General features: G+C 70.9%; 5 protein-coding genes. 2 read left to right on the top strand and 3 right to left on the bottom strand.

Annotated features, from left to right (window positions below; translation table 11 throughout):
* Positions 1–7: 7 nt before the first annotated feature.
* Entirely contained in the window at positions 8–3,697 is a 3,690-nt protein-coding gene (locus tag OD750_RS12600) for a DUF4132 domain-containing protein (protein ID WP_263545585.1), read from the bottom strand.
* 43 nt (positions 3,698–3,740) lie between these two features.
* Positions 3,741–7,196, bottom strand: a complete 3,456-nt coding sequence (locus OD750_RS12595) for a DUF4132 domain-containing protein (protein ID WP_263545584.1) — start codon at positions 7,194–7,196, stop codon at positions 3,741–3,743.
* A gap of 282 nt (positions 7,197–7,478) precedes the next feature.
* On the opposite strand from OD750_RS12595, the gene OD750_RS12590 reads away from it, so the two are divergent.
* On the top strand, positions 7,479–8,870 hold the full coding sequence (locus OD750_RS12590; protein WP_263545583.1) for a 3' terminal RNA ribose 2'-O-methyltransferase Hen1: 1,392 nt from the start codon (positions 7,479–7,481) through the stop codon (positions 8,868–8,870).
* Positions 8,867–11,404: a polynucleotide kinase-phosphatase gene (locus OD750_RS12585; protein ID WP_263545582.1), complete on the top strand. Its 2,538-nt coding sequence runs from the start codon at positions 8,867–8,869 to the stop codon at positions 11,402–11,404. Before OD750_RS12590 ends, OD750_RS12585 begins: the two co-directional genes overlap by 4 nt.
* 67 nt (positions 11,405–11,471) lie before the next feature.
* On the opposite strand, the gene OD750_RS12580 is transcribed toward OD750_RS12585, so the two are convergent.
* Positions 11,472–13,088, bottom strand: coding sequence for a hypothetical protein (locus tag OD750_RS12580; RefSeq protein WP_263545581.1), 1,617 nt, complete (start codon positions 13,086–13,088; stop codon positions 11,472–11,474).
* Positions 13,089–13,281 lie beyond the last annotated feature (193 nt).

Below are 13,281 nucleotides of genomic sequence, written 5' to 3'. Positions count from 1 at the left end.
CCTGCCGTTACGGAATCTGCGTGAGGAGATCGACGTCGCGCAGCAGTTCGCTCGCGACGATCGCATCGAGCGTACCGAACGCGACGAAACCGTCGTCGTTCCAGCTGCCGCGGCGGCGCAGCGTGAGCTTTGCGAGGCGCTGCACCGGCTCCATCGTGATGTCGCCCGCCGACATGCCGGGATCGAGGGCGAGCTCCGCGTCGAGTTCGTCCGGCAGTTCGCGCGTCATCTCGCCGATCCAGCCGGCGTCCTGCGGGCTGCCGCGGCGCCAGCCGCGGTGTTCGAGGCCGAGCACGCTGCCGGTCGCGATCCTGCGGCCTTCGAACCGCGCAAGCGTCGACGCCAGCGCCTCCTCGGCGGTCAGCGCATGGGTTTCGCGGCCGATCTGGCGGAACGGCTGCACGATTTCGTAATCGGCGAACACCTGCGCGAACGCCGCGGCCGTCGCCGCATCGAGTTCGAGCGGATGCGCGAGGCGCACGCGCACGTCGCCCGGCAACTCCCAGGCGTCGTCGTTCTCGTCGGCGAACGAGGCGTCCTCGGCCACGCGGAAACTCGCCACGCGCGCACCATCGCGCGTGGCCGTCCACAGCAATCGCCGGACGAGATGCACGAGCAGCGGATGGCCGAGCAGGAACAGGCGGAATTCGTCGGCCGACCAGTGGCGCCGTTCGACCATCGCGCGTTCGAACCGCTGCAGCTGCAGCGCCGCGAGCGCGCGCGCGTCTTTCTTGAGCGCCTTCCAGCGCTCGGTCGCCTCGTTCGCGAGCGCGGCGTCGTCGCCCTGGTTCGGTTTCGGCAGGTCTTTCAGGCGCGCGCCGTCTTCGTCTCGCACGAACGGTTTGAGCGCCTCGTCGAAGCCGACGCGAAACGCGCGCGGACCGAAGTCGAGCGCGAGGCTGCCGTCGGCGTCCAGGCCCAGATCGGGCACGAGCCGGTCGGCGAGCGCTTCGCTCGTCAGGCCGCGCGCGTCGGCGATCGTGCCGATGCGGTCGCGCGCGTGCTGCTGCAGCGCCTTGAACTTCACCTTCTGCGCGATGCCGTTCAAGTGCATCAGCGCCACATCGCTGCCGATGCCCGCGAGCACGTCCAGACCGAGCACCGCGCGCGCGTGGCCGCCTTCGCCGGGCCAGGCGCGAATCAGCGGCGCCAGTCGCCGCGCCGCATCGTCGCCGCCGATGGCGGCGAGCGCCGTGAACGCCCACGATTCCTTGCTCGGCGCGCCGGCCGCGATCCACGCTTCGAACAGATCCCACGCGAACGCCGCGAGCGACGACGGCGTGCACGCGTCGCGCACTTGCGCGATACCGGCATACGGCGCCTCGAGCGTCGAAAACGCGAGCATGGTGCCGAGCGCGTCGAGACAGCTTTCCGGCAACGCGCCGCCGGATGCGAGCTGCGGGCGCGCGAAGCTGCGCGGCGTCCACAGGCCCGGCAGTTTCGGCAGTCGCGTCGGGAACAGGCTCGACGCGTCGAATGCGAGTACGTGCGCGAGCGCCGCGCGGCCGGCGTCGCCGTGGCGCGCCGCGCCGTCGTCGAGTTCCGCCGCGCGGCCGTTGCGCGCGAGCCAGCGCAGCGCGAACTGCGCGTCTTGGCCGGCCGCGTCGTCGCGCAGCGCAACGGGCAGCAGCGCGGCGCAGGCGAGCGCCGCGTGCGCGAGCAGCCATGTCTGCGCGGCGTTGCGCGCGCGGCGCGTATTGCGCAGCGCGTCGGCGGCGACCGGCGCGAGCGCCGCCGCGCGAAACGGCAGCGCGAGCGTCAATCCTTCGACTGGATCATTCTGCACAAAGCGCAAAAGTCCCGGCAGGAACGCAAGGCCCCAGCGCGCGGCGAGGCCCGGCTTGCAGTCGGTGTAGTCGTACCAGCGCGCGGGATCGGACCACGTCCACAGCGTCGCGCCGGCGGTACCGGGCAGCGCCAGCAGCAGCCCGATCGAAAAGCTCGCGTGGGCGCGATCGTCGAACGCCGGCGTTTCGCCGGCTTCGAGCCGCGCCAGCCATTCCGGCGGCAGGCGGAATTCGCCGAGCAGCCATTGCGCGAGCGCCTCGCCTTTCGCATGCCGCGCCACCCACGGCGCGTGCGCCGCGGCGTCGTCGCCGCAGCGCGCGCGCCAGCGCGCCTGGAGCCCGGGCGGCCAGACGAGTTCGGGCGCCGCGTCGTATCGCGCCAGTTCGACGGCAGGCGGCTTGCGTTCCGCGCGCGGCTTGAGCCATGGCGGATCGCGCAGCACGGCGGGTATCGCGTCGAGCGGCGCGTCTTCGACGTCGGCGCGCCTGCGCAGACCGTCGAGCACCGCGCGGCCGGCGTCGCCGACGCGTTCGCGCGCGCGCGCGAGGTCTTGCGGATAGCCGTTCGCGAACCCGACGAGCCACTGCCGCGCGGTCTTGTCGAGATCGTCGCCGAGTTCGGCCGCGCTCGCGATCGCGAGCGCCGGCCACGCCTGCGCGAATTCGTCGAGCTGCGCGCGCATCTCCTTGCGCGCGGCGTGCTTCACGAACAACCGCATCGCGGCGGCGTTGTCGTGCGCGCGGATCACCTTTGCCAGCGCGGCGCGCGCTTCGGTCGACTGCGCCACGTCGAGCAGCCGGTCGAGCGCCGCGTACGCGCGTTCGGGCGGCAGTTGCGCGGCAAGAAGCGCCAGCCGCACCGCGTCGTCACGGTTCATCGCAAGCCACAGCTGCGGATGCGCGAACACCGTTTCGATCTGCGCCGGCGACAGCGCGCAGCCGAGCAGCAGCGTCCACGCGTACTGCGTATTGTGGACAAATGCCGCCAGCGCCGTATCGATCAGATCGGCCGAACGCGGCGACAGCGCCGCGGCGACGAACGCCTGCTGCGGCCCGCTCGCGGCGAATTCGACGAGCCGCGCGTGCATGCGCCCGTGTGCCGCGTCGTCGAGCGAGGCGACGAGCGCGCGCGCATCGGCAAGACCCAGGCCGAGATCGCGGTTGAGCCAGTAGTCCGGAATATGCCCGGCCCCCGGCGGCCCGCAGAACTGGCGCAAATACGCCTCGATCGCCGTCGACGCGCCGGCCCACAGCGCACACAGTCGCACGACCCAGTACAGCGCGATGCCGCCGTGCGGATGCGACGTCTTCGGATACACGCCCCATTGGGCGGCGGTGGCCATGAGGCGCGTCCAGTCGTCGAGACTCGCGCTCGCGAGCGCGGCGGGCGTCAGTTTCGCCGGCACCGCGTCGGGCTCGATCACCGGCAACGGCGGCGTGCGCGTATCGCCGTAGAAATTCGCGAAGCGCGTACCGGTCAACGGCTCGTCGGCGAGCATCGTCTCGCGGTCGTGCGTCAGCCAGTCGGGCATGGCGGGCGGCGCGTTCCAGTCCGGCAGCAGCCTGCGCCACGCGGCGGTCCAGCGCAGCGCGCCGGGCGGTTCGAAAACGTTCGCGTCGGCGGGTTTCGCCACGGGCGACGGCACCGCGGCGGATGCCGGCGCGGGCTTCGGCATGGCGGCGGCAACCGTCGCGCCGGCGGCGACGCCTTGTTCGACATAGCCCTTCGCGACTTTCTCGCGCACGAGCTTGTCGGCTTCGACACGCGCCTTCGCGGCGTCGGCGTGCGTCTTCGTCTGCGCCGTACCCGCGGCGCCGATGCGCCCGTAGCGCACCGTCACCGCGGCGTCGGTCTGCTCGATTTCCCAGAACTTGCTCGACGATCCCTCGACGAACTCGAAACGCCGCATGGCGGTCCCCGACGCTGATCCGAACGGCGATCGTAGCAGGCGGCTACAACAGGGATTCGATGTCGCGCACGATCTCGCTCGCCCAGACGCGACCGAGTTCCGCCACGCCGACGCGCTGTCGATCGCGCGTCGCCCAGACGCCGTCGAGCGTCTGCGGCTCCGAGCCACGAACGTCGTACGGTTCGATACCCGGCGAGAAGTCGAGCTGCAGCGACGTGCCGTTCGGCAGGTCGCGCTCGAAACAGTTGATGCGCGGGCCGTCCTCGACCGGGCCGCGGCGCCAGCCGCGGCTTTCCAGGCCGAGCAGGCGCACCGCCTCGATCGTGCGACCGTTCCAGCGCGCGAGCGGCTGCTGCGCACCCTCGGCATCGGACAGCACGAACGTTTCCCGGCCAAGCTGTGCGAACGGCTGCAGGATTTCGTAGTCGGCGAACACCTGGCCGAACGCGGCGAGCACCGCCGCGTCGAGCGTCAGCGGATGCGGCAAAGCGACTTCGGCGTCGTCGGGCAGCACGAACGCATCGTCGTTCGCGTCGGCGAAACTCGCGTCCTCGGCGATGCGGAACGCCTGCGCCGCGCCGTTCTCGTCGATCGCGGTCCACAACAGGCGCCGCGCGAGATGGCCGAGCAGCGGGTGGCCCGCGACGAGCGTGCGGAAATCGCCGGCGCTCCAGCGCCGCTCGCCGCACATCGCCGCTTCCAGGCGCTTGATCTGGATCGCCGCGACCGTGCGCACGTCTTTCTTCAGTTGCTTGAACCGCTCGCTCGCGGCGGTCGCGAGCGCGGCGTCGTCCTTCGCACCGGGCTTGGGCAGATCCTTGATGCGCTTGCCGGCCTCGTCGAGCACGCAGGGGCGCAGCTGTTCGTCGAACACGACGCGGAAGCGGCGCGGGCCGAAGTCGAGATCGAGACCGCCGGCCGCGTCGAGCCCGAACGTCGGCACGACGCGATCTTCGAGTTCGGCCGGCGACAGGCCGCGCTGTTCGGCCAGCGCATCGAGCTTGCCTTGTGCACGTTGCTGCAAACTCTTCGATTTCATTTTTTGCGCCATGCCGTGCAGCAGCGCGAGCGCCATGTCGTTGCCCATGCGCATCAACACGTCGAGACCGACGACCGCACGCGAGAAGCCGCCTTCGGCCGGCCATTCGCGGATGCGCGCGGCGAGCCGGCGCGCGGTCGCGTCGTCGCCGAGCGTGGCGAGCGCGAAGAACGCCCATTGCTCCTTGCTCGGCGTGCCGGCGCGCTGCCATGCGTCGAACAGATCCCACGCGAACGCGCCGAGCGACGCCGGATCGCATGCGGCGCGCACCTGATCCAGACCGACGTACGGCCGGTCGGGCTTGTCGAACGCGAGCATCGTGCCGAGCGTCTCGACCGCCGCGAGCGGCAGCTGGCGTCCGTCGGCCAGTCGCGGTCGCGCGAGAAGCGACGGGCGCCAGAAGTCGGGCAGCGTCGGCAGGCGTGCCGGGAACAGCGCCAGCGGATCGAACGACAGCACGCGTTCGAGCTGCGCCGCGCCCGCGTCGCCGAGCGGCGCGACGGCGGCGCGCAGGCGTGCGGCACCGTCAGGCAGCGCGACGAGCATGCGCAGCGCGAACTCGGCGTCGCTGCGCAGCCGCGCCTCGGTTGCCTGCGACTGCGGCACGAGCGCGCGCGCGGCGACGTCGAGATGCTTGCGCAGCCAGCGCTGCGCGTGACGCTTGTTCGCGCCCGAACCGCCGCGCAGCAGCAGCGCCGCAATCGGCGCGACGTCGGAACAGGCGAACGGCATGCACAGCGGCAGGCCCAGCGCGGGGCGCTCGGTCGCGAAACGCACGAGCGCGGGCAGCTGCGCGAGTTCGTCGCGCGCGAGCAGGCGCCGGAATCCGCCCACGAAGTAGTCGCTCCACGACGCCGCGGGCAGGCTGCGCCACACGGCCCCGGCGATCGTCGCCGGCATCTGCGCGAGCGGATTCGGGTCGCGCGCTTCGTGGCGCGCGTTCGTCGACGCGGCGGTTTCGCCGCGTTCGAGCTGCGCGATGCCGGCGTCGTCGAAACCGAAGCGGTGCAGCATCCAGTTCAGGCGCTTGGGCGCGTACGGCGCGTCGCTCGCGGTGAAATCCTCGTCGTCCCAGTCGCTCCACGACGGCAGCTTCGCCCACGCCGCGCGCTGGCCGGCATCCCACGCCATCGCCGCTTCGGCGATCGCCGCGACCGGTTCCGCCGGCGCGGTCTTCGTCTTCTTCGGCTTGGCGCGCAGCCACGGCGGATCGCGCAGCACTTCGGGCAGGCTCGCCGCGTCGGCCTCGGGCGACAGCGCGCCGGACGGCTTGAGTATCGATTCGAGACGCGCGCGGTCGGCGGCATCGGCGGCATCGAGCAGCGCGGCGAGCAGATCGCGGTGCGCCGCGGCGTGGCGCGCGAACAGCGTCTCGGTCGCGGCGTCTCGCTGTGCGAGCACGCGTTCGGCTAGCAGGCGCAGCCCCGCCTCGGGCATGGCGTCGAGCATCGCCGCGAGCGTCGACTGCGCGGCGACGACGCCGGCGTGCGCGACGAGCGTCGCGAGCGCGGCCTCGTTGTCGAACGTCGCCAGAAGCGCGATGCGGCGCGCGACCTCTTCGCCGCCCTGCACCGCCGCCATCGCGCGACCGACGAGCGGCAGCGCCGCGTCGCGATGCAGACGAACGTAGTTGAGCAGATAGCCGAGTCCGAGCTCGGCGTAGCCGACGCCGCGCTCGCGAATCAGGAAATCGGCCTCGTCGACCGTCAGCGCGCAGTTGAGCAGCCAGCGCGTGTGGCGCGCGGCGGCACGCGCGACGGTCGGCAGGTCGGCGAGCGCGGCGTCGAGCAGATCGCGCTCGTTCGGAAACACATACGCGAGCAGCGTGGTCGCCCAGCGCCCGGCACCGCGCAGCGGCGCGACGGCCGCGAGCGCGGCGGCGTAGTCGGCGTCGCTCGCGGCGGCGAGGTGTTCGCGCAGGCGGCGATGCCCCACCCGGCGATGCTCCAGCAGCCTCGCCATCTCGGAAGCGTCGGCCGCATGCGCGAGCACGGCCGCGAGCCAGCGCGGCGCGGCGAACGCGACGCCGAACTGCGCGGTCGCCGCATCGATCGCCCAGTCGCCGGACACTTCGCTCCACGGTTCGGGGTAGTTGTTTTCTTCGATGCACGCGACGAAGGTGCGCAGCCAGAACAACGCGTCGCGCGAGCGCAGCGCATCGGCGGTCAGCGCGCTCTTGCGTTCCTCCCAGGTCCACTCGGCGAATTCGCCGGCAACGCCGTCGAACGCGACGCCGTCGGGCAGCTTCAGCGTGCGCGCCGGCGCGTCGGCGTCGCGCCACCACGACTTCCTCGCATGGCTGAGCGGGATGTCGGCGACGAGCGCCGCGGCGTCGAGCGCGACCGGCGCGCGACCCTCGCCGCGCATCGGCGCGAGCAGCTTGATCCACGACTCCTGCCATTGAAAACCGGACGGCACGCCGGGCGCGGACGACGCGGCGGTGGCGGATTCGATACGCATGCGCAAACTCCTATCGGCGACGAAGCGTCGGCGGCGTCGCGTCGCGCGCCGTTCGTCGGGGCAACCAGGGGATGGCGCATTGTCGCCGACTTCGGCGCCGCTACAATCGCAGGCTTGTCCGGTGCGCGAGGCCCGCGCGCTTGACGCGGCGTCAAGCGCGCTGCGCGATCGCGGCGCAGGCCGCAGGTGCTTGTCGGGGACGCTGCCGCGTTGCGGCGCCGCATTGGAATCGCGGACGCGACGCCTGCGATACTCGGCGTCTTGCATTCCGGAATTCGCGCGATGCTGCTGAGCATAGCCACCCGCCATCCACCCGCGACCGACCTTGGATTTCTGCTCGCCAAGCACCCCGACCGCCTGCAGACGTTCGACCTCGCGTTCGGCGAGGCGCATGTGTTCTATCCGCACGCCGACGCCGACTATTGCGAAGCCGCGCTGCTCGTCGAGGTCGATCCGATCGCGCTCGTGCGCGGTCGCGGCGACGGCGGCGGACCGCTGTCGCAGTACGTCAACGACCGCCCGTACGTCGCTTCGTCGTTCCTGTCGGTCGCGCTGTCGCGCGTGTTCGGCACGGCGTTGAACGGCGACAGCAAGTCGCGCCCCGAACTCGCCGCGAGCGCCATCGCGCTCGACGCGCAGGTGCCGGTGCTGCGCTGCCGCGCCGGCGAGGACATGATCCGCCGCTGCTTCGAGCCGCTCGGCTACGCGGTCGACGTCGAACGCCTGCCGCTCGACGCGCAGTTTCCCGAATGGGGCGAAAGCGACTATTACCGTCTGAAACTTTCCGGCACCGTGCGCCTGTCCGAACTCCTGCGTCATCTGTACGTGCTGCTGCCGGCGCTCGACGGCGACAAGCACTACTACGTCGGCGACGACGAGGTCGACAAACTCGTCGACAAGGCCGCGGCATGGCTGCCGGCGCATCCGGAACGCGAGTGGATCGCGCTGCGCTATCTCAAGAAGCGCCGTTCGCTCGCCCGCGCGGCGCTCGCGCGGCTGATCGACGTCGACGAGGACGACGTCGAAACCGCGGAAATCGCGCGCGAGGAATCCGAGGCGCGCATCGAACGGCCGCTGAGCCTCAACGATCAGCGCATGAACGCCGTCGTCGCGGCGCTCCGCGCGGCCGGCGCGACGAGCGTGCTCGATCTCGGCTGCGGCGAAGGACGTCTGCTCGGCCGCCTGCTCGACGACGCGCGCTTTGCGCGCATCGTCGGCGCCGACGTTTCGCCGCTCGTGCTCGAACGCGCGGCCGAGCGATTGAAGCTCGACCGCCTCGCGCCTTTGAAGCGCGCGCGCATCGAACTCGTGCACGGCTCTCTGACGTATCGCGACGCGCGGTTCGCCGGCTTCGACGCCGCGTGCGCGATCGAGGTGATCGAGCATATCGACGCGTCGCGCCTCGATGCGTTCGAACGCGTGCTGTTCGAGCACGCGCAGCCGCGCACGATCGTGCTGACGACGCCGAACGTCGAATACAACGCCAAGTTCGAAACGCTGCCGGCGGGCCGCATGCGCCATCCCGATCATCGCTTCGAATGGACGCGCGCCGAGTTTCGCGCCTGGGCCGAGGGCGCCGCCGCGCGCCACGGCTATCGCGTCGAATTCCTGCCGGTCGGCGAGGAAGACGCCGCGCTCGGACCGCCTACGCAGATGGGAGTGTTCACACGATGATCGTACGGATCCCCGCGTTGTCGCTCGTCGTGCTGGTGGGTGCGTCGGGCAGCGGCAAGTCGAGCTTCGCCCGCCGGCACTTCCGCGCAACGGAGATCCTGTCGTCGGACGCCTGCCGCGGCTGGGTGCGCGACGACGAGAACGACCAGTCGGCGACGGCCGACGCGTTCGACGTGCTGCATTACATCGCGGCCAAGCGTCTGGCCGCCGGCAAACTCACGGTCGTCGACGCGACGAACGTGCGCGCGGAGGATCGCAAGCATCTCGTCGCGCTCGCGCGCGAGCATCACGTGCTGCCGGTCGCGCTCGTGTTCGACCTGCCCGAGAGCGTTTGCCACGACCGCAATGCGCAGCGCGCCGACCGCGCGTTCGGTCCGCACGTCGTGCGGCAGCAGACGCAGGCGATGCATCGTTCGCTGCGCGGCCTCGCGAAGGAAGGTTTTCGCAACGTCACGGTGCTGCGCTCGGTCGCGGACGTCGATGCGGTCGAAATCGCGCGCGAACGGTTGTGGAACGACAAACGCGACGAACACGGCCCGTTCGACATCATCGGCGACGTGCACGGCTGCTACGACGAGCTGTGCGCGCTGCTGCGCGAACTCGGCTACACGCTCGGCGGCACGCGCGACGCGCCGCAGGTGTCCGCACCGGACGGCCGCCGCGCGATCTTTCTCGGCGACCTCGTGGACCGCGGTCCCGATTCGCCGGGCGTGCTCAGGCTCGCGATGCGCATGGTCGCCGACGGCACGGCGCTGTGCGTACCGGGCAACCACGACGTGAAGCTGATGCGCAAGTTGAACGGCCGCGACGTGCAGATCACCCACGGCCTCGCCGAAACCTTGCAACAACTGGAAAAAGAAACCGACGCGTTCAGGCGCGACGTGGCAACCTTCGTCGACGGCCTGGTGAGCCACTACGTGCTCGACGACGGCCGGCTCGTCGTGGCGCACGCGGGCATGAAGGAATCGATGCAGGGCCGCGGCTCCGGCGCGGTGCGGCAGTTCGCGCTGTACGGCGAATCGACCGGCGAGATCGACGAGTACGGCCTGCCCGTGCGCTACGAATGGGCGCGCGACTATCGCGGCGGCGCATCGGTCGTCTACGGCCATACGCCGGTGCCGGAAGCCGAGTGGATCAACCGCACGATCTGCATCGACACCGGCTGCGTGTTCGGCGGCAAGCTCACGGCGCTGCGCTGGCCCGAGCGCGAACTCGTGTCGGTGCCGGCGCTGAAAACCTGGTACGAGCCGATCAGGCCGCTCGCCGCAGCCGCACCGCCGGCGCGCGACGCGCTGCTGCTCGACATCGCCGACGTCGCGGGCAAGCGCGTGATCGCGACGCGGCTCGCGCACACCGTGACCGTGCGCGAGGAAAACGCCGGCGCGGCGCTCGAAGTGATGAGCCGCTTCGCGATCGACCCGCGCTGGCTCGTCTACCTGCCGCCGACGATGGCGCCGCCGGCCGCGGCGAGCGACGGCGACGCGCTGGAACGTCCGCTCGAGGCGTTCGCGTACTACCGCAACGAAGGCGTCGGCGACGTCGTGTGCCAGGAAAAGCACATGGGTTCGCGCGCCGTGATCGTGCTGTGTCGCGACGAGTCCGCCGCGCGACAGCGCTTCGGTATTGCCGGCGACGGACGCGGCGTGATTCACACGCGCAGCGGCCGGCGCTTCTTCGACGACGGCGCGATCGAACGCGCGCTGCTCGATCGCATCGACGCGGCGCTCGACGCGTCGGGCCTGTGGGACGAACTCGGCACGAACTGGATCGTGCTCGACACCGAACTGATGCCGTGGTCGGCGAAAGCCCAGGAGCTGTTGCGGCAGCAGTACGCGCCGACCGGCGCTGCCGGCAATGCGGCGTTGACGACGGCGCAGGAATGGCTGGCGCGCGCGATGCGGCGCGTGCCCGACGCGACCGCGCTGCACGACGCCGCCGCGAGCAAGCGCGACGCGCTCGCGCGTTATGTCGACGCGTACCGGCGCTATTGCTGGCGGGTCGACGGCATCGACGACTACAAGATTGCACCTTTCCATATTCTTGCCTACGAAGGCGCCGTCGGCCTCGTACGCGACCATCGCTGGCAGATGGATACGCTCGCGCGCCTGTGCGCGGCCGATCCGAAACTGCTGCACGCGACGCGTCATCGCTACGTCGATCTGGCGGACGACGACAGCCTCGATGCGGCAACCGCGTGGTGGCGCGCGCTGACGGACGCGGGCGGCGAAGGCATGGTCGTCAAGCCGGTGGCGGCAGTCGTGCGCGGCACGCGCGGCGTCGTACAGCCGGCGATCAAGTGCCGCGGCCGCGAATACCTGCGCATCATCTACGGGCCGGAGTATCTGCTGCCGCGCAATCTGGAACGGCTACGCTCGCGCGGCCTCGGCGCGAAGCGCTCGCTCGCGGCACGCGAATTCGCGCTCGGCGTGGAAGCGTTGCATCGCTTCGTCGAACGCGAACCGCTGTACCGCGTGCACGAATGCGTGTTCGGCGTGCTCGCGCTCGAGAGCGAGCCGGTCGACGCGCGTCTGTAGCATCGTATAGCGAGGCCGCCTCGCGGCGGCCTCGTCGCAGGGATCGACGTCCTTGTCGGCCCCGGCATCAGCCGCCGAAGCCGTCCTTGAACACATGGTCGCTCGGATCGCTCGGTTTCGCGGTCAGCCACACGTCGTAGCCGTTGACGGTGGTGCGCACGAGAACCGTACCGTCCGGCGACGCCCAGCCGTCGCGGCTGCTCGCGTACTGCGCGCCGTAACCGCCGGAATTCGGCAGCTCGATCGAATTGATCGTCGCCTGCACCGGACCCGTCGACGTCGGCAGTGTGAACGCCTGGCCCGGCGCGAGAATCTTGCGCGCCGGCCTGCCTTCCTGGAACAGCCACAGCGCGGTGACGGAATCCGACGAGCGCGCGAGCATGACGATGTCGCCGTTCGCGAAAACCGTGCGGTCGTAGAACGACGTCCACGTCAGACCCGGACCGGGGTTGTATTCGAGCGTACCGGCGAGCGCGACCGGCTGCGGACCGTTCGAGCCGCCGGCGCGGAACACGCCCGAGATGCTCTGCCCGCCCGCGTTGACGCTCGCGCCGAAAACGATATAGCGGCCCGACGCGTCGAGCGTGTCTTCGTTGAACGTCATGAACACCGAACCCGCCCAGTGCGGCGACAGCAGGCCGGTGTCGCCCGACAGGGCGAGCGGACGATTGCGCGTGCCGTCGTTGCGGAAGATGCCGTTGACCGACGAACCGCCCGGCGCCTCGCGCGCGGTCGCGACGAAATGGAACGTGCCGTTGCCGCCGTGCAGCGCGCCGTTGTAGAAGTCGATGAACGTGCCGTTGGGGCTCGCGAGCCCCGGACCGCGCGCGCCGGTTTCCTCGTCGACCGCCAGCGCGCGCGGCGCACCGTTGCACAGTTCGAAGATGCCTACGCGCGAACCGCTGACCGTGAGCAGGCCATAGATGCGTCCTTGTGCGTCGACCGTGCGCACGCGGGTATTGCTCGACCAGCGCGCGAACGTGTCGCCGGCCGTGATGCCGGGCGACAACGCGGCATCGGCCGAATTCGACAGCGCGCACGGCACGTTGCCGCCCTGCGGCGTGTGCTTGAAAATCACGTCCTGCTGCGACGTGTTCGGCGCCACGACGGTCGCGTCGACCATCGCCGCGCCGATCGGCAGCGCGCGGATCTGGTTGAAGCCGGAACTGCCATGGATGTACCAGCCGGGACCGAGGCCCGGGCCGAGCGTGCCGGGTTCGACCGCGCGCGCGATCTCGCGATTGGCGCCGCCGACCCACGACCACACGCCGTTGCTCAAGGTCGCCGCGACGGCCGGATCTCCGGCACGCGCGAGAAAGACGCGGCTGCCGTCGGCGGCGACGTCCTCGTAGCCGGAGTAGCGCTCGACGAACACGTGGTTCGTTCCGGCCCGTCCGGGGCCGGTCGCACCGGTCGCATTGAACTGCATGTAGCGCACGAGCGCGCCGTTGCGCCGCGACCACAGGCCGCGATCCACATCCGGGCCGCTTTGCCAGAAGCCCCAACGGTCGCCGCCCGCGTGCGCGAGGTACAGCGCGTCCATGCTGCGACTGCTGTTGGTCTGCAACGGCGGCATCGGCACGCGGAAGTCTTCGCCGGCGATGACCGTCCAGGTCACGTCCTGGGCCGCGGCGGCGAGCGGCAGCAATGCGAGTGCGCCGGCGATGAGAGTGGTGGTTTTCATGCGATCTCCTTGCAGGGGTTGCTCTTTGCGCGTCGTCGAGGCGCGTGCGCGCGGACGCCGGCACGTATGCGCCGAAGTCGTGGCTGCGATGACGGGATTCGCGGTGTGCCGTCGGCTGTGCGCGGCGGCGGCGAACGTACGTACTCTATCGCGCGAAAATCGCGTCGCTACGGCGATATCGCCGTCGTTACCG

Source organism: Tahibacter soli, from assembly GCF_025717065.2.
Lineage (GTDB): Bacteria > Pseudomonadota > Gammaproteobacteria > Xanthomonadales > Rhodanobacteraceae > Tahibacter > Tahibacter soli.
Note: the sequence above shows the minus strand (reverse complement) of the source record. Positions and strands in the feature narration are given on the sequence as shown.

Coding starts and splice junctions, on each gene's coding strand:
- OD750_RS12600 (WP_263545585.1), bottom strand. CDS start 3,697: ATGCGGCGTTTCGAGTTCGTCGAGGGATCGTCGAGCAAGTTCTGGGAA.
- OD750_RS12595 (WP_263545584.1), bottom strand. CDS start 7,196: ATGCGTATCGAATCCGCCACCGCCGCGTCGTCCGCGCCCGGCGTGCCG.
- OD750_RS12590 (WP_263545583.1), top strand. CDS start 7,479: ATGCTGCTGAGCATAGCCACCCGCCATCCACCCGCGACCGACCTTGGA.
- OD750_RS12585 (WP_263545582.1), top strand. CDS start 8,867: ATGATCGTACGGATCCCCGCGTTGTCGCTCGTCGTGCTGGTGGGTGCG.
- OD750_RS12580 (WP_263545581.1), bottom strand. CDS start 13,088: ATGAAAACCACCACTCTCATCGCCGGCGCACTCGCATTGCTGCCGCTC.